Below are 16,215 nucleotides of genomic sequence, written 5' to 3'. Positions count from 1 at the left end.
GTGGACGTCACGACCGCTCGTGAGCGGCTGGAAAAGATGCTCGCTGAGCTGGATCGCTCGATCGGGGTGCTCAAGGGCGACCCTGTCGCGGTACGCGAGCACTCGGCGGCCGACGCAGGCTCGGACCTGACCGACGCCGATCGCGCCCAGGCCATGCTGACCGTGGCCACCGCGCAGCGGCGCGCCGTGATCGAGGCGCTCAAGCGCATCGAGGAAGGCGCGTACGGCAGGTGCGTCGACTGCGGCAAGCCTGTGCCCGAAGGCCGCCTCGAGGCGCGGCCCGAGGCGGCGCGCTGCGTCCAGTGCCAGTCCAAGCAGGAGCGCCGCCACTGATCCGCCACTGAGCCGACGCCAGGAACCGGCCGCCGGGCACGAAGGCCGGCGGGTCAGCTCTTGCGGGCGCTGGCCACCAGGTGAATGCCGACCGTGTCGTCGTCGTCCGGGTGGGCTTCGAGCTCCGTGCGCACGAGCCAGGCCAGGGACCGCGCGTCGGAGCCGAGCACATGGTCCACCGTGGACGGCGACAGCACCGTGCGCGGCCGCATCCACTCGACCTCCAGGCCGGCGCCGACGAGCAGCTCGCGCAGCTGCCCGCTGCTGAAGCAGCGCGTGATGCTGCCGTCCGGCCAGGGCACGAGCATGACCTCGCCGGTCTGCCGCAGGTGCTGCCAGTGCTCCTGCTCCGCCAGGATCGCCATGCCGAGGACCAGCGAGTCGACGCACACCAGCGCCCGCCCGCCCGGCCGCAGCACTCTGGCCACGTCGTTCATCGCCGACTCCGCCATGAGCTCGATCGACATCACCCGCTCCTCGGCGAGCACCGCGTCCACGCTCGCGTCCGGCAGGAACGCCAGATCGTCGGCGCGAATATGGCGGACGCGGTCGGCGTCCCGCAACCGGGACTGCCCGTCGACAGCACGGCGGAAGTCGAGCAGCTCGATCACCCGATGCCCCGCCCTGGCCGCCTGGCCGGACCATCGCCCGCGGCCGCCGGACAGATCGAGGATCACGGAGGGTTCGGCGGGAAGCCATCGGTTGAGTTGTTCGGCGGCGACGGCGCGGTAGAACGTCCAGTACGGCCCGAGCGTCCCTGAGCCGTTGAGTTCCTCGGCCGGAATGGGCAGCACACGCGACTCCTGGGTTCCGGAAAAAGGGCTACCAGCCGGTACGTATGACGTTCCCCGCACCGGGTCCTTCGTACCTTCTATCTTGCGGGAACAGACAACGGCGCGGGGGTGTTGCGACGAGCATGCTCACATTGGTCGACCCCCTCCCCGATGCCCGGCCGGCACCGGCACAGCGGGTATCCTCCCCTGAGTACGGTGTCCTGCCACAGCCGGTCACCGGTGATCTTAGGGGGGTGGGTCCGGTGCCCGCGACAAACGCGGAGACGCTGGAGCAGCGCAGCGAGCGGTTCGAGCGAGACGTCATGCCATATCTCGAGCAGCTCTACTCCGCCGCGCTCCGGATGACCCGGAATCCCGCGGACGCGGAGGACCTCCTGCAGGAGACCTTCGCCAAGGCGTTCGCCTCGTTCCATCAGTTCCAGCAGGGCACCAACCTCAAGGCGTGGCTCTACCGGATCTTGACGAACACGTTCATCAACAGCTATCGCAAGAAGCAGCGTGAGCCGAAGCAGTCAGGCACGGAGGAGATCGAGGACTGGCAGCTCGCCCGGGCCGAGTCGCACACCTCGAGCGGCCTGAAGTCCGCCGAGGTCGAGGCGCTCGAGCACCTGCCCGACGGCGACATCAAGCAGGCGCTGGCGGCGCTGCCCGAGGAGTTCAGGATCGCGGTCTATCTGGCCGACGTCGAAGGCTTCCCCTACAAGGAGATCGCCGACATCATGGGCACGCCGATCGGCACCGTGATGTCGAGGCTGCACAGGGGACGCAGGCAGCTGCGGGGCCTCCTTGAGGACTATGCTCGCGAGCGTGGCCTGGTCCCGGCGGAGGGATCGAAATGAGCTGTGGCAACCCGCACGACACCGACTGTCGCGAAGTGCTGGACAAGGTCTACGCCTATCTCGACGGCGAGCTGACGGAGAGTGACGTCGTCGAGATCCGCGTGCACCTCGACGAATGCAGCCCGTGCCTGAAGGAATACGACCTCGACAAGGCGATCAAGCAGCTCGTGCACAAACACTGCGGCTGCGACCCCGTCCCGGCTGACCTGCGCTCCAAGGTGTTGGCCCGCATCGCTCAGGTGAGGGCTGAGCTGGCCGACTAAGATTCACCCCATGCGCGCGTTGGTCACCGGGGGTGCCGGGTTCATCGGTTCGAATCTCGTCGATCGTCTGATCGCTGACGGTCACGAGGTCGTGGTGGTGGACGATCTGTCGTCCGGGAGCAGGGACAACCTGGCCCAGGCGGTCACCAGCGACCGGTTCCGCCTGCACGAGCTCGACGTGCGCGATCCGGCCCTGGTCGATCTCGCGACCGAGCTGCAGCCCGAGGTGATCTGCCACCTGGCGGCGCAGATCAGCGTGCGCAAGAGCGTCGCCGACCCGGCGCACGACGCCTCTGTCAACGTCGAGGGCACCGCGCGCGTGCTGGCGGCCGCCCACGCCGGACACACGCGCAAGGTGGTGTTCGCCTCCTCCGTGGCCGTCTACGGGCGGCCGAGCACGATTCCCGTGCCCGGCGACGCGCCCACCGACCCGCGCTCGCCGTACGCGGCCTCCAAGCTGAGCGGCGAGATCTACCTCGCGACGTTCCGCGCGCTCTACGGCCTCGAATACACCACGCTGGTGCTCTCCAACGTCTACGGCCCGCGCCAGTCGCCGGAAGGCGAGGCAGGAGTCGTGTCGATCTTCACCGACGGTCTGCTCAACGGCGTCCCCACGGTCGTCTACGGCGACGGCAGCCAGACCCGCGACTACATCTACGTCGATGACGTGGTCGACGGCTTCGTCCGGGCCTGCGGCCAGGCCGGTGACGGGCGCAGGTTCAACCTCGGCACCGGCATCCAGACCACCGACCGGCGGCTGCACTCGCTGATCGCCGACGCCGCGGGCGCGGCCGACAAGCCGGGGTTCGCCCCGCCGCGCCTGGGTGACCTGCCTGCCATGGCGGTCGACCCGGTGCCGGCTCACGAGGGGCTCGGCTGGCAGCCGCGCACCGATCTCGGGACCGGCATCAAAAACACCGTGGAGTGGGCTAGATCACGTCGCCGCTCGTAGTGGCTTGATTACGCTTTGCTTGCGATTTCCCGCTCCGCCGGTGCAGCCACGTCGTCTTCTGTAGCGTGAACCCCACAGAGTCGACGTGGGAGGCATGTGGATGATGAAGGTTATGGTCGCCAGGCTGTTCACCGCCCTCGTGCTGATCACCCCGGTGGTGATGGCCATCGGCGGAGCGGTGCCTCCTGGGGTGTCCTGGACCTGATCACGCCGGAGGGGGGCCGCAATGCGTGACCTGCCATGGCCGGCGCGCGTCTATCTGGTCGCCGTGATCGGCGCGGCGGCCGCTCTCGCCGTACGCGGCGTGATCACGTCCGGCGCTCCAGTGGCTACGGAGGATCTCGACGTCCTGCTGGTGCTCGCCCTGCTCTTCCTGGTCTGCGAGTCGATGCCGACCTTGCTCAACGTGGAGCAGTTCGCGGTGTCGGTCAGCTTCTCCGCCTCGCTGGCCGCCGTGGTGCTGATCGGCCCGGAGGGCGCCGCGCTCGTGGGGCTCACGGCCGTGGTGAGCGTGCGGCCCGGGCTGCCGCTCATCAAACGGCTTTTCAACGGCGCGCAGTTCGCCATCTGCGGCTACGTCGCCGGACGGGTCTACGTGGCGCTCGACGGCCAGGTCGGCGTGCCGCAGGTCAACGCGTTCGACGACCTCATCGGCCCCTACGCGGCGGCCACGGCCGTGTTCGTGCCGCTCAACATCGCGCTGACGCTCACCATGGTCGGGCTCGCCACCAGGGTGCGGGCCACCGAGGTGCCCATGCGCGGCATGGTCCAGTTCCTGCTGTCCTACCTGGGATACGGCACGTTCGGGCTGCTCGTGGCCGGGCTCTGGGCGACCGTGCAGTCGATCTCGGCGGTGCTGGTGCTGGTGCCGCTGTTCGTGGCGCGATGGGCGTTCGGGCAATACCACGCGCAGCAGCGCTCGTACGACGCCACCATCGCCGCGCTCTGCCAGGCAGTGGAGACCAAGGACTACTACACGCGCGGTCACTGCACCCGGGTCTCGCTCGCCTCGTCCATGATCGCCCAGGAGATCGGCATGAGGCTGGAGCGCGTGCGGGCGATCCGATACGCCGGCATGCTCCACGACGTGGGCAAGCTCGGCGTGCCCACCAAGGTGCTGCAGAAGGACGGGCCGCTCACCGAGGAGGAGTTCGCCGCGATCCAGCTGCACCCGATGCGCGGGCTGGAGATCGTCCGCGGCATCGGCTTCCTCGACGAGGCTTACGCCGGGATCATGCACCACCACGAGAAACACGACGGCACGGGCTACCCGATGGGGCTGGCCGGCGACGAGATCCCCGAGTTCGCCAAGGTCATCGCGGTGGCCGACGCGTTCGACTCGATGACCTCCGACCGCTCCTACCGCGGCGCCAGGCCCGTGCCCGAGGCCATCGAGGAGCTGCGCAAGAGCGCCGGCACCCACTTCGACCCCGTCATGGTCGCGGCCTTCATCCGCGCGCTGGAGCGAGAGCCGTGGCAGCCGCCACGGCGGGTCGAGCCGCCGCCCGACCCGGCCGAGGCGCCGATCAAGGACCACGACGACCCGACCATGCCGATCCAGGTCGTGACCGGGTCATGATCACCACGGAACGCGCAGGGCGCACAGACCGGTCGATGAACACGGTGCTGCGCCGGCTCGACTCGGGACAGCTCCTGCTCATCTGCGCCGCCGGCCTCGTCGCGGTCGCGGGCGTCGCGCACACGGCCGCCGTCGGGCTCGACCGCGCGGAGATCGCCGTCGGGTTCGGCGCGCTGATCGCGGTCGGCGAGCTGGCCAGGCTCACCATGCCGGGCAACAGGGAGGTCGCGCCCATCGGCGCCGCCGCCGCGCTCGGTTACACGCTGCTGCTCGACCTCAGCCAGCATCAGCTGCACCACTCCGCCCTGCAGGTCGTGGCCGTGATCGCGGTCGGCATGCTGGCGGGCGCGCTGCCGCACCTGGCGGTGGGCCGCCCGCCGCGCCTGGACGCGATGGCCCGGCGCCTGCTCACCGGCGCGCTGCTGGCCTTCGCCTTCCGCCCGCTGGCCGACCCCCTCTACAAGCTGACCGAGCCGCCCACCAACACCTGGTGGCCGGCGCTCGCCGTCATGGTCGCGCTCATCGGCGTCAGCATCCTGATCGACGTGCTCATCGCGGCCGGGCTCAGGTCCGAGCAGGTGCGCACCGCGTTCCGGGTGGCCGTGCGCGACGAGATCAACATGGCTCTGCCGCTCGGCGCCGCCGTGGGCTCCTCCGGGGTGCTGCTCGCGCTGGCCACGCACAGCATGGACCTGGTGGCCCTGCTGGTGTTCGCGGCGCCGCTGCTGGTCACGCAGGTGGCCTTCCGCAAGTACGCCGGGATCCGCGCCACCTACCTGCAGACCGTGCGCGCGTTGTCCCGGGTCACCGAGGTCGGCGGCTATGTCGAGCCCGGCCACTCGCGCCGGGTGAGCCGCCTGGCCGTGGCGATCGGCAGGGAGCTGGGCATGGCCGAGCCCGAGCTGCTGGAGCTGGAATACGCCGCGCTCATGCACGACATCGGGCAACTGTCGCTGCGTGACCCCATCCCCGGCGGCGCCACCGTGCTCAGCGACCCCGATCAGGCCCGGCGCATCGCCGAGCTGGGCGCCGAGGTGATCAAGCAGACGGGCGTGCTGGACCGGGTGGCGGAGGTGGTCAGACGCCAGTGCGACCCGATCGCCGCGGATCCGCCGCTGTCGAGCCGCATCATCAAGGTCGCCAACGCCTACGACGACCTGGTGGGGCCCTCGACCGACCGCGACCGCGCGGGCGCGGCGTTGGAACGCATCAGGCTCGCCCCCGGCGGCGCGTACGATCCGCACGCGCTGGAGGCGCTGGCCCGCGTCATCGATCGGGGCCGTCTCTAAGCAGTTGTGGCTCTCCCGCAGTCCAGCAGGCACCGAGCGTGTTTCCTTCCGCTCACTTTTGTCTGTTTCCTACAGAACGCCGTCGCCGGATCGGTGGTGTCGGAGGAAAGGGGTCAAGCCGGTCGCGGTCATAAAGTAGGCGCGTGCTTACTGATTCGCTCGGACCCGTTCTGATCGCCAACCGGGGAGAGATCGCGCGGCGGATCATCCGCACGGTCAAGCGGATGGGCCTGCGCGCCGTCGCCGTTCACTCCGAGGCCGATGCGGACCTGCCGTTCGTCCGCGAGGCGGACGAGGCCGTGGCGATCGGCCCGGCCAACCCCGCGCAGAGCTACCTGGACATCGCGAAGGTGCTGGAGGCGGCCCGTGCGACCGGCGCGCGCTCGGTGCACCCCGGCTACGGGTTCCTGGCGGAGAACGCCGCGTTCGCCAGGGCCGTGATCGACGCCGGGATGGTGTGGATCGGGCCCGCGCCCGAGGCGATCGACCGCATGGGCGACAAGATCAACGCCAGGAACCTCATGGAGGCCGCGGGCGTGCCGGTCGCCGCGGGCACCCGCGAGCCGGTCACCGACCTGTCGCTGGCGCTGCGGGCGGCCGAGTCCATCGGCTACCCGGTCATGGTCAAGACCGCGGGCGGCGGCGGTGGCATCGGCATGAGCGTGGCCCACGACGAGGAGGACCTGGGAAAGGCGTACGAGCAGGCGGCGCGGGCGGCCGCCAGGTTCACCGGGGGCGACGCGCTGGACGGGCCCGCGGTGCTGCTCGAGCGGTACATCGAGCGGGCCCGTCACGTCGAGGTGCAGATCCTCGGCCTGCCCGACGGCCGGGTCGTGGCCCTGGGCGAGCGCGACTGCTCGGTGCAGCGCCGCCACCAGAAGGTCGTCGAGGAGTCCCCGTCCCCCGGCATCACGGCCGAGCTGCGCGAGCGTATGCTGGCCGCCGCTGTGCGCGCCGGCGAGGCGGTCGGCTATCTCGGGGCGGGCACCGTCGAGTGCCTGGTCGACGCCGACAAGCAGGACTTCGTGTTCCTCGAGATGAACACCAGGCTGCAGGTGGAGCACCCGGTCACCGAGCTGGTCACCGGGCTGGACCTGGTCGAGTTGCAACTGCGCGTCGCCGCGGGCGACAGCCCCGACGTGCGGGCCGGGACCCATGGCCACGCGATCGAGTTCCGCGTCTATGCCGAGGATCCCAAGCGGTTCTTCCCCGGACCTGGCAAGATCACGGAATGGGAGGAGCCCGTCTTCGACGGTGTCCGCGTGGACTCCGGTTACACGGCGGGCAACACGGTCACGCCGTTCTACGACCCGCTGATGGCCAAGCTCTGCGTGTACGGCGAGGACAGGGCCGACGCGCTGGAGAAGGGCCGCAAGGCGGTCGGGGCGTTCGTGGTCGTGGGTCCCAAGAACAACCTGCCGTTCTGCGCGGAGCTGCTGGACAACCCCGAGTTCGTCAGCGGCGACTACGACACGGGCTTGGTCGCGCGGATGCGGGCCTAAGGTGAGGACATCGATGAAGAGAAGAGGGCGCAGTGGCTGAGGTACGCGCTGAGATGGTGGCGAACGTGTGGAAGATCCTCGTCAGCGAGGGCGACACCGTCTCGGACGGCGACACGCTGGTCATCCTCGAGTCCATGAAGATGGAGATCCCGGTGCTCGCCGAGGACGATGGCGTGGTGGCGCAGCTGAAGGTGGCCGAGGGCGACGTCATCCAGGAAGGCGACCTGATCGCCGTCATCGACTGACGCGGGCGAGGAACTTCGCACGATCGACCACGACGCGCTCGATCCTGCCGCGGCCCACGACGGTGCGCTTGTCGTGGGCCTCGAAGGAGAAGACCAGCCGCCGGCCGTCGACCTCGACGAGCTCGACTCCCACCTGCACGTGCGTGCGCAGCGGGCTGGCGGCCAGGTGCTCGAGCTCGACCCGGGTGCCGACGGACGTCTCGCCGGGCGCGAGGTGCTGCTCGACCGCGCGAACGGTGGCCGCCTCAGCCAGAGCGAGCAGCCGGGGCGTGGCCAGCACGGGCACGTCACCGCTGCCGATCCTCTTCGCGGTGTCCTCCATCTCGACCATGATGAGCAACTGGGAGCGGAGACCCGGAGCGAGCGTCATGGGATCAGCCTACGGTGGGTCGCGTACCTCCAGACGCGCACCTTCCAATAGGCGCCTTGACTTCCCGGAAACGCATACAAGTGCCGCCATAAGGCCGCAGGATAGGCTTTGTACGGCTTGAGACATATGAGTGGCATGTGAGACTGGTGAGTCGTACACTCTCTGAGTTCCGTGACCGCTGTGTTACCTCACCGCGACAAAGGTTCGCTTTGTTGGAGAACCGCGGGGTGGAAGAGGTTACAGAGGTAGGGGGTTAGCGGGGGATCATGGTGGCCCAAGGGACAACACTGGCGGGGCGGTATCGGCTCGATACCCGCATCGGCGCCGGTGGCATGGGCGAGGTGTGGCGGGGCGAGGATGTCGTCCTGGCCCGCACCGTCGCTGTCAAGGTGCTGCTTCCGGGCCGCATGGAGGATCCTGGGTTCGTCGCCCGCTTTCAGGGGGAAGCGCGCGCGATGGCCACGATCAACCACGCCGGCGTCGTCGACGTCTACGACTACGGAATCAGTGGCGACACCGTCTACCTGGTGATGAAGTTCGTCGACGGCGAGCCGCTCGACCGGCTGCTGTCCAGGCTGGGCAGGATCTCGCCGCAGGCGGCCATGGAGCTGATCGCGCAGGCCGCGTCGGCGCTTCAGGCCGTGCACGACCAGGGCATCGTGCACCGCGACGTCAAGCCGGGCAACCTGCTCGTGCAGCGCGACGGCACGCTGGTGCTCACCGACTTCGGCATCGCCCGCTCCGACATGGCGGGCAAGCTCACCGACGTCGGCATGGTGCTGGGCACCGCCGCCTATTGCGCGCCCGAGCAGGCCGAGGGCGCCCCCGTCACGCCGGCCGTCGACATCTACGCGCTCGGCGTGGTCGCGTACGAGTGCCTCGTGGGACAGCGGCCGTTCGACGGCGACAGCGCGGTCACGATCGCGCTCAAGCACATCCGCGAGGCCCCGCCGCCACTGCCGCCCGACATCCCGCCCGCCGTGCGCACCCTGGTCGAGATCGCCCTGTCGAAGGACCCGGCCAGGCGATACCCGACGGCCAAGGCCATGAGCGAGGCGGCCCGAGCGATCGCCAGCGGTCAGGCTCCTGAGCCGGTGCACCCGCCGGTCACCGGGGCCACGATGATCCCGCCGGGGGAGTATCCGGCGCAGCAGACCGGACAGCACGCCGCGAGCCCGTACCAGACGGGCGTACGCGCTGCCCGTCCCGAGGAGACGACGGTGGCCGAGCGGCGTGGCCGCCGCGCCGCCAAGGCTCCGCGCAGGACCGGGCTGATCGCCGGAATCGCCGCGGTGGTGGTGCTCGGCGCGGGCGCCACGGCGGTCGCGTTGACCGGCATGACCACCGGCGACCCGACGCCGACAAGCACCGCGTCCAATCTCGGCGACGCCACGGAGACGCCCACGACGAAACCCCCCACCAAGAGGACGACCAAGCCCCCTACGAAGGACCCGACGCCGGACCCGGAGCCGACGATCACCCGGTCCAGGCCCACGAAGACCGAGAAAGAGGAGACCACGGCGACCCCCACGCCGACGAAGACGCCTACTTCGACACCCTCGAAGACGCCGTCGAGCACCCCCACGCCGTCCGTCAAGAAGGTGCTCGTGCCCAAGGTCGTCGGCATGGCGTTCCTGCAAGGCCAGGAGATGGTGGAGGCGGCCGGCTTCGACACACGCGTGATCGACAACACCACCACCACCAACGGCATGCGCTGCGGCAAGATCGAGAAGACCAATCCGGCCGGCGGCACCCCGCACGACGTGACCAAGCCGGTCACGCTGGTCGTCATCGACGGCGTCTGCTCGACGCCGTCGGCGACTCCCGGCGCCACCGCCACGCAGAAGTAGCGGCTAGACGCCGGTGGTGCTGCGCGGGTAGGCGACCTGCGGGTCGGTGGCGACGTTCACCATGTACGGGACGCCCGAGTCGAACGCCCTGCGCAGCGCCGGGCCGATCTCCGACGGCTTGGTGACCAGCTCGCCGCCGCCGCCGAGGGCGGTCACGACCTGGTCGTAGCGGCACTGCGGTTGCAGGTCCGCGGCCACGTCGTAGCCGTACAGCAGCCGCATGGGGTGCTTCTCCAGGCCCCACATGCCGTTGTTGCCGCAGATCATGACGACCGGCAGCTTGTGGCGTACGAGGGTGTCGACGTCCATCAGGGAAAAGCCGGCCGCGCCGTCGCCGAGCAGCAGCACCACCTGGGAGGACGGCCGGGCCAGGCGGGCGGCGATGGAGTAGCCGAGGCCGGTGCCCAGGCAGCCGTACGGGCCCGGATCGAGCCAGTTGCCCGGCTGCTTGGGCTCGACGTATTTGCCCGCGTACGAGACGAAGTCGCCGCCGTCGCCGATCACCACGGCGTCGTCGGCCAGCACCTTGCCCAGCTCGCCGTAGATGCGCATGGGGTGGATCGGGTCGGAGCCGGAGGCCAGCAGGTCGGCGTCGCCCGCGATCGCCGCGGCGGCCGCGTCGGACAGCTTCGACACCCACGAGGCGTACGCGTCCGGCTTGACCCCCGCGTCGCCGCAGGCCGTGCCGAGGCTCCAGAACACCACCGACAGGTCGCCGGCGGCGGACGCGGCCGGCTGCATGTGCGTGGCCAGCTGCGACGGCGCGTCCGCGATGTGCACCACTCGCGTCGGCTTCGCCGCCGCGAGGCCCTCCTTACCACCACTGTGTCCACTGGGGGGAAACCCCCCAGACCCCCCGAAGGACCCATAGCCCAGGCGGAAGTCGAGCGGGGTGCCGACCACGATCACCAGGTCAGCCTGGGCGAAGGCCTGCCCGCGGGCCCGGGTGACCAGCAGCTCGTGCCCCGAAGGCAGGATGCCGCGGCCCTGGCCGTTGGGGATGACCGGCAGCCGCCACGTCTCGGCGAAGTCGCGAGCGGCCTCCTCGGCCCGGTCCATCCACACGTCCGAGCCGTACACCAACACGGGGCGTTCGGCCTCGGCCAGCAGTCGCGCGATCGCGGCCACGTCGTCGGGGTCCGGCTCCAGCGGGGACGGCGTCTGCGTCTGCACGTCGTGCGCCGGCGAGGGGGAGAAGAGGTGGTCCATGTAGAAGTCGAGGAAGACCGGGCCGCGGTGGGGCGCGACAGCCGTGCGGAAGGCCGACTCCACGTCCTGGCCGACGGACTCGGCGCCGCTCGAAGTGAACGACAGCTTGGTGATCGGGCCCAGCAGCGGCGGGTGGTCCATTTCCTGCAGAGCGCCGCTGCCCCAGCGCGACTGCGGTGCGCGCCCGCCCATGACGACCACCGGCGAGCCGTTGAAGTGAGCGGTCGCGATGCCGCTGACACCGTTGGTGATGCCGGGGCCGGCGGTCAGCACGGCCAGTCCCGGCCTCCTGGTCAGCCTGGCCGTCGCCTCGGCGGCGAACACCGCGCTCTGCTCGTGTCGTACGTCGAGGATGCGCATGTCCTCGTGCACGGCCCCGTCGTAGAGCGGGAAGACGTGACCTCCGGACAGGGTGAACATGGTCTCGACGCCATAGGCCTTGGACACGGCGACGGCGGCGTCACCGGCGTGCTTCGCAGACTCCATGCCGGGGAACTTACCAACGAGTCACACTGGTAAACAGTCCTTCAACGGCAGCACAAGGACACCGAGCCGGACGGGGCCTCCGCGACGATCTTCCGCGGGGCCCCCTTGACCATTTTGATGTCGAAGGTCGTGTCGGCGGCCTCCACGTTCACGTCGTACGAGCCGGGCGGCACGGTCACGCTGACGTCCCCCGTGGTCCTGACGACCGCCCTGACCGACTTCGGCGGGCGGGAGAACGACAGGTCCACCTCTCCCGAGCCCACCTCGACGTCGGCCTGCTCGCCGTCCAGCCGCTCCCCCTCGATGGTGCCGGTGCCGGTCCTGGCCCAGACGGGGCCCGCGACACCGCTGAGGTGGATGTCGCCGGAGACCGAGGTCAGGCGGAGGCTGCCGAAGAGTTCGTTCACGATCAACCGGCCGCTCGTCGTCCCGGCCACGATGTCGGTCTCCGGCGGTACGAAGATGACATAGTCCGCCTGGCAGAGGGGGCCGTCCGGCTGGTCGTCGCGCGGGCAGGACGCCTCCAGCCGCAGGGTCGAGGAGGCGGCGTCCCAGTCCTCGGTGACGTCCGGCCGGTCCCTGGACCAGCGCAGCGTCCTGTTGATCAGCAGCTCGCCCGCTTGGCCGAACATGATGACCAGGTCCACCTGGCCGGCGACCGCCTTGATCTCGACCTTGTCCTTCGTGAACGGGATGGAGCGCCGCTCGATGTCCACCGGCGTCCTGGCCCTGGCGAAGCCGCGCCAGAGCAGCGTCGTGGACACCAGCAGCGCGATCACCGTCGCCACGGCGCCGGCCGTCAGCCAGACGGCTCTCATGGCAGGCTCCTGATCTTCAGGAACTGCAGCACGGCGAGCACCCGCCGGTGGTCGCCCTCGGCCGGGGACAGGTCGAGCTTGGCGAAGATGTTGCCGATGTGCTTGCCGACCGCGCCCTCGCTGAGGACGAGTGCCTGGCCGATGCCGGCGTTGGAACGGCCTTCCGCCATCAGCCTGAGCACCTCGTGCTCTCGGGGTGTCAGCCGCTCCAGCGGATCGCTGTTGCCGCGCAGCAGCAACTGGGCGACCACCTCGGGGTCGAGCGCGGTGCCGCCGGAGGCGACCCTGCGCAGCGCGTCGATGAACTCGGCCACGTCCGCCACCCGGTCCTTCAGCAGGTAGCCGACGCCGCCGTTCGCGGCCGAGGCCAGCAGCTGGGCGGCGTAGCGCTCCTCGACGTACTGCGAGAGCACCAGCACCGGCAGGCCGGGCTGCTGGCGGCGCAGCACGAGCGCGGCCCGCAGCCCTTCGTCGGTGTGCGTGGGCGGCATCCGCACGTCGGTGATGACGAGCTCCGGCCGGTGCTCCTGGGCAGCCCGCAGCAGTCCCTCGGCCTCGTCCACGGCCGCCACGACCTCCATGCCGGAGGCGTCCAGCAGCCGGATCAGCCCCTCGCGCAGGAGCACGGAATCCTCGGCGAGCACTACTCGCACGGCAGGTCCACCTCGATCGTCGTCGGGCCGCCGAGCGGGCTGGACAGCCGGAGCGTCCCGTCGACGGCGTCGATCCGCTGGGCCAGGCCGCGCAGCCCGGTGCCGCCGTCCAGCCGGGCGCCGCCGCAGCCGTCGTCCCAGACGTACACGTGCAGCCGGTGGTGCTCGCGCCGCACGTGCACTTCGGCCTTGGTGGCCGCGGCGTGCTTGGCGATGTTGGTCAGTGCTTCGGACACGATGAAGAAGGCCACCGCCTCGATGGTCGGAGTGGCACGCCGTTCGATGTCGACGTGCAACCTCACGGGGAAGGGGGCGCGGGCGGCGACGCCGGACAGCGCCGCGTCCAGGCCCTGGTCGTTGAGCACGGCCGGGTGCAGGCCGCGGACGAAGTCCCGCAGCTCCTTGAGCGCCTGCTTGGCCTCCTCGTGCGCCTGCGCGATGGCCTCCTTGGCCGGCTCGGGGAGGTCGGTCAGGGTGACCCTGGCCAGGCCCAGGTTCATGGCGAGGGAGACCAGCCGCTGCTGGGCGCCGTCGTGCAGGTCCCGCTCGATTCTGCGGCGCTCGGCGTCGGCCGCGTCGATCACGCCTGCCCGGCTCTCGGTGAGCGTCTCGATCCGCTGTCCCAGCTCGGATCGGCTGGGTCCGAGCAGCGTACGCGCCACCGACAGGTCCAGCGCCGCCATGCCGCGCGCCAGGACCGGGGCGAGCAGCAGCAGCGCCAGCCCGATCACGATGAAGACCATCACGACCCGGTTGTCCCTGAGGTCGATCGCGAACTCCAGCGGCGGGCCCTGCAGCTTCGCCGGCAGGAACGACAACAACCCCACGATCGCCCCGCCCCACGCCGCCGCCACCAGGGCCGCGGCCGCCATGCCCACGAACGGGGACAGCAGATGGTAGCCGATCTGCCGCCACGTGGCCGGGCTGCGCCACTGGCTGGGCGTGCGCACGGGTGCGATGTGCGCGCCCAGGAACGCCTCGAACCGGGAGCGCTGCACCCGGGTGAACCACGGCAGCGCGCGCCGCAGCAGGGGAGGCGCCACGATCAGCACGAGCGTCAGCCCACCGAGCACCATGGCGACCGGCAGGCCGATCATCACGTGCGCCGTGTCGAGCCAGGCTCGTGCCGACCACGGACGGGGGACTTTCATGCCCCAACGGTATTGAGCCGTGCGGACGACGCGAAATAGGTCTGGTGTGCGGATGGATGGTGGGGCTAGCTCTACCTCGACCTGCCGGGGGCTAACGAACATGGTGCCGGAAGGCCGCGGGATCGAACGTGCCACCCAGCATGGGGCCCAGCCCTCTGCGCGCCACCTGCGCGAAGGCGTCCCTGTCGAGGCGACCCGCGCGCTCTGGCAACGCGCCCGCCAGCGGCCGGGCCGCCAGCATCTCCAGATCCGCCACGTTGCTCCGCTCGACGAGCCCGGGCTCGTCCGGCCACCGCCCGATGACGAGCCCGGCAAGGTCGAGGCCACGATGTGCGAGGGCCTCCAGCGTGAGCGCCGTCTGATTGACGCTCCCGCCCCCGGCCCCCACCACCACGAGCACCTGCGCGCCCAACGACCGTGCCAGGTCGGCGATGGTCGCGCCGTCCTCGTCGTACCGCTCCAGCAGCCCTCCGGTGCCCTCCACGAGCACCAGCCGGTTGCTCTCCCGCAGCTCCCGCACCAGCCGCACGACATCGACCATGGACACGGGCGAAACGCCGGCAACCCGAGCCGCCGCCGCAGGCGACAACGGCTCGGCAAACCGGCACAACTCAAAGGTCGTGGTAACCCCGCCCAGCCGGATGACCGCGTCAAGATCCCCGGCCGTGCCGGGAAGAACACCCGTCTGAGCTGGCTTGACGACAGCCACGGAAGCCCCACGCCCCCTGGCAAGCGCCGCCACCGCAGCCGTCACGACCGTCTTGCCGACCCCGGTATCGGTCCCTGTGACGACGAGGATGCTCATAACGCCAGCGTAGGCCCCAGGAAACCACTTAGGCGGCCCACAAGACGCTCGTAACGGCGAGCACCACGTGAGCGTTCACGACCGGCGCCTGAATGTCGCGCGCCAACGTCGGCGAGGCGGTCAAGCCGGCCCCGCCGTAAAACCAAAAGGGTTTTAGGGACGACGCAGCCGCGTGACGAACTTGTAGCGGTCACCGCGATACAGAGACTGCGCCCACTCAACCGGGTTGCCGTCGGCGTCGAAGGCGTGGCGGGTGAGGAGGAGCATGGGGAGGCCGACGTCCACGCCGAGGGCTTTGGCGTCGTACGGGGTGGCCAGCACGGTCTCGATGATCTCTTCCGCGTCCGTGAGCCGCACGTTGTAGGCGTTGTGCAGCGTCTCGTACAACGACGAGTGCACTTCCAGCTCGCGCCGCAGCCGCGGGAAACGCCGCGCCGACAGGTGGGTGGTGTCGATGGAGACGGGTTCGCCGTTGGCCAGCCGGAGCCGGTGGATGCGCAGGACGCGGCCGCCCGGGTTGATGGCCAGCCGCCGTGCCAGGGCCTCGTCCGCGGTGATGTAGCCCATCTCGAGGATCTTGGTGTCCGGTTCCAGCCCGGCGGTGCGCAGGTCGCCGATGTACGAGGTCAGCTGGAGCACCTGCGCGACCTTCGGCTGCGCCACGAACGTGCCCTTGCCCTGGATGCGCAGCAGCCGTCCCTCGACCACCAGCTCGGTGAGCGCCTGGCGGACGGTGGTCCGCGAGGTCTCGAACCGCACAGCCAGCGTGCGCTCGGGCGGCAGCGCCGTGCCCGGCGGCAGGCTCTTGGTGAGCTCGAGCAGGCTGCGTTTGACGTCGTAGTACTTCGGTACGCGGGGGCTGTCGTCTGTCACGCGCTCACCTTCACTTCTGCCACGGCGGTGAGGCGTGTCTGATCACCGCGAGATCATCGGAACTCACATTGGCCCGAACGGTCAACCGCGGGCGACAGCGGCCGACCGGCACCGAGCGCGTACGGTGCCTGGCTCGCGCGAATCCGGGCTGCTCAGGCTGATGGTGAAGGATATCCACTGCGGCGCGCGCGCTCGCAACCGAGG

At 70.2% G+C, this 16,215-nt stretch carries 17 protein-coding genes; 9 read left to right on the top strand and 8 right to left on the bottom strand.

Annotation, left to right across the window (positions count from 1 at the left end):
- Window positions 1–333 (top strand): TraR/DksA family transcriptional regulator, encoded by a 333-nt coding sequence (locus EDD27_RS35285; protein WP_127936240.1) that lies wholly within the window; start codon window positions 1–3, stop codon window positions 331–333.
- 53 nt (window positions 334–386) lie between these two features.
- Here EDD27_RS35285 and EDD27_RS35280 read toward each other — a convergent pair whose 3' ends face one another.
- Complete coding sequence (locus tag EDD27_RS35280; protein ID WP_127936239.1) at window positions 387–1,127, bottom strand: class I SAM-dependent methyltransferase; 741 nt, start codon at window positions 1,125–1,127, stop codon at window positions 387–389.
- 233 nt (window positions 1,128–1,360) lie between these two features.
- On the opposite strand from EDD27_RS35280, the gene EDD27_RS35275 reads away from it, so the two are divergent.
- The 7 genes from EDD27_RS35275 (at window position 1,361) to EDD27_RS35245 (ending at window position 7,796) form a co-directional block, all read left to right on the top strand.
- The gene (locus EDD27_RS35275; protein ID WP_127936238.1) at window positions 1,361–1,966 is read left to right on the top strand and encodes a sigma-70 family RNA polymerase sigma factor; all 606 of its coding nucleotides are present in this window, start codon (window positions 1,361–1,363) and stop codon (window positions 1,964–1,966) included.
- Window positions 1,963–2,229, top strand: coding sequence for a mycothiol system anti-sigma-R factor (rsrA, locus tag EDD27_RS35270; RefSeq protein WP_127936237.1), 267 nt, complete (start codon window positions 1,963–1,965; stop codon window positions 2,227–2,229). The genes EDD27_RS35275 and rsrA overlap by 4 nt, the downstream gene beginning before the upstream one ends.
- A gap of 10 nt (window positions 2,230–2,239) precedes the next feature.
- Complete coding sequence (locus EDD27_RS35265) at window positions 2,240–3,181, top strand: NAD-dependent epimerase/dehydratase family protein (RefSeq protein ID WP_127936236.1); 942 nt, start codon at window positions 2,240–2,242, stop codon at window positions 3,179–3,181.
- A 226-nt stretch (window positions 3,182–3,407) separates the two neighbouring features.
- The gene (locus tag EDD27_RS35260) at window positions 3,408–4,760 is read left to right on the top strand and encodes an HD-GYP domain-containing protein (RefSeq protein ID WP_127936235.1); all 1,353 of its coding nucleotides are present in this window, start codon (window positions 3,408–3,410) and stop codon (window positions 4,758–4,760) included.
- A 35-nt stretch (window positions 4,761–4,795) separates the two neighbouring features.
- On the top strand, window positions 4,796–6,049 hold the full coding sequence (locus tag EDD27_RS35255) for an HD-GYP domain-containing protein (RefSeq protein WP_241564429.1): 1,254 nt from the start codon (window positions 4,796–4,798) through the stop codon (window positions 6,047–6,049).
- A gap of 143 nt (window positions 6,050–6,192) precedes the next feature.
- Window positions 6,193–7,551, top strand: a complete 1,359-nt coding sequence (locus EDD27_RS35250) for an acetyl-CoA carboxylase biotin carboxylase subunit (protein ID WP_127936233.1) — start codon at window positions 6,193–6,195, stop codon at window positions 7,549–7,551.
- A gap of 32 nt (window positions 7,552–7,583) precedes the next feature.
- Window positions 7,584–7,796, top strand: a complete 213-nt coding sequence (locus EDD27_RS35245) for a biotin/lipoyl-binding carrier protein (RefSeq protein ID WP_127936232.1) — start codon at window positions 7,584–7,586, stop codon at window positions 7,794–7,796.
- On the opposite strand, the gene EDD27_RS35240 is transcribed toward EDD27_RS35245, so the two are convergent.
- Entirely contained in the window at window positions 7,786–8,166 is a 381-nt protein-coding gene (locus tag EDD27_RS35240) for a thioesterase family protein (RefSeq protein WP_164903925.1), read from the bottom strand. The two genes, EDD27_RS35245 and EDD27_RS35240, sit on opposite strands and share 11 nt — an antisense overlap.
- A gap of 266 nt (window positions 8,167–8,432) precedes the next feature.
- Between EDD27_RS35240 and EDD27_RS35235 the strand changes: the two genes are divergently transcribed.
- Complete coding sequence (locus tag EDD27_RS35235; RefSeq protein WP_127936231.1) at window positions 8,433–10,016, top strand: serine/threonine-protein kinase; 1,584 nt, start codon at window positions 8,433–8,435, stop codon at window positions 10,014–10,016.
- Between the two features lie 3 nt (window positions 10,017–10,019).
- Here EDD27_RS35235 and EDD27_RS35230 read toward each other — a convergent pair whose 3' ends face one another.
- From EDD27_RS35230 to EDD27_RS35205, 6 genes are all read right to left on the bottom strand, one after another.
- Window positions 10,020–11,711, bottom strand: a complete 1,692-nt coding sequence (locus EDD27_RS35230) for an acetolactate synthase (protein ID WP_127936230.1) — start codon at window positions 11,709–11,711, stop codon at window positions 10,020–10,022.
- Window positions 11,712–11,752: 41 nt separating this feature from the next.
- Window positions 11,753–12,529 (bottom strand): DUF4097 family beta strand repeat-containing protein, encoded by a 777-nt coding sequence (locus tag EDD27_RS35225; protein ID WP_127936229.1) that lies wholly within the window; start codon window positions 12,527–12,529, stop codon window positions 11,753–11,755.
- Complete coding sequence (locus EDD27_RS35220; protein WP_127936228.1) at window positions 12,526–13,182, bottom strand: response regulator transcription factor; 657 nt, start codon at window positions 13,180–13,182, stop codon at window positions 12,526–12,528. The genes EDD27_RS35225 and EDD27_RS35220 overlap by 4 nt, the downstream gene beginning before the upstream one ends.
- Window positions 13,173–14,333 (bottom strand): sensor histidine kinase, encoded by a 1,161-nt coding sequence (locus tag EDD27_RS35215; protein WP_127936227.1) that lies wholly within the window; start codon window positions 14,331–14,333, stop codon window positions 13,173–13,175. The genes EDD27_RS35220 and EDD27_RS35215 overlap by 10 nt, the downstream gene beginning before the upstream one ends.
- Window positions 14,334–14,424: 91 nt before the next feature.
- Complete coding sequence (bioD, locus tag EDD27_RS35210) at window positions 14,425–15,138, bottom strand: dethiobiotin synthase (protein ID WP_127936226.1); 714 nt, start codon at window positions 15,136–15,138, stop codon at window positions 14,425–14,427.
- Between the two features lie 153 nt (window positions 15,139–15,291).
- Window positions 15,292–16,011, bottom strand: a complete 720-nt coding sequence (locus tag EDD27_RS35205; protein ID WP_127936225.1) for a GntR family transcriptional regulator — start codon at window positions 16,009–16,011, stop codon at window positions 15,292–15,294.
- Window positions 16,012–16,215 lie beyond the last annotated feature (204 nt).

Source organism: Nonomuraea polychroma (assembly GCF_004011505.1).
In the GTDB taxonomy this organism is placed as follows: Bacteria; Actinomycetota; Actinomycetes; order Streptosporangiales; family Streptosporangiaceae; genus Nonomuraea; species Nonomuraea polychroma.
This window is presented reverse-complemented; position numbering and strand designations above follow the sequence as displayed.

Excerpts from the sequence above, each read along its gene's own strand:
- rsrA (WP_127936237.1), top strand. The coding sequence starts at position 1,963 with ATGAGCTGTGGCAACCCGCACGACACCGACTGTCGCGAAGTGCTGGAC.
- EDD27_RS35265 (WP_127936236.1), top strand. The coding sequence starts at position 2,240 with ATGCGCGCGTTGGTCACCGGGGGTGCCGGGTTCATCGGTTCGAATCTC.
- EDD27_RS35260 (WP_127936235.1), top strand. The coding sequence starts at position 3,408 with ATGCGTGACCTGCCATGGCCGGCGCGCGTCTATCTGGTCGCCGTGATC.
- EDD27_RS35255 (WP_241564429.1), top strand. The coding sequence starts at position 4,796 with ATGAACACGGTGCTGCGCCGGCTCGACTCGGGACAGCTCCTGCTCATC.
- EDD27_RS35240 (WP_164903925.1), bottom strand. The coding sequence starts at position 8,166 with ATGACGCTCGCTCCGGGTCTCCGCTCCCAGTTGCTCATCATGGTCGAG.
- EDD27_RS35235 (WP_127936231.1), top strand. The coding sequence starts at position 8,433 with ATGGTGGCCCAAGGGACAACACTGGCGGGGCGGTATCGGCTCGATACC.
- EDD27_RS35230 (WP_127936230.1), bottom strand. The coding sequence starts at position 11,711 with ATGGAGTCTGCGAAGCACGCCGGTGACGCCGCCGTCGCCGTGTCCAAG.
- EDD27_RS35225 (WP_127936229.1), bottom strand. The coding sequence starts at position 12,529 with ATGAGAGCCGTCTGGCTGACGGCCGGCGCCGTGGCGACGGTGATCGCG.
- EDD27_RS35215 (WP_127936227.1), bottom strand. The coding sequence starts at position 14,333 with ATGAAAGTCCCCCGTCCGTGGTCGGCACGAGCCTGGCTCGACACGGCG.
- bioD (WP_127936226.1), bottom strand. The coding sequence starts at position 15,138 with ATGAGCATCCTCGTCGTCACAGGGACCGATACCGGGGTCGGCAAGACG.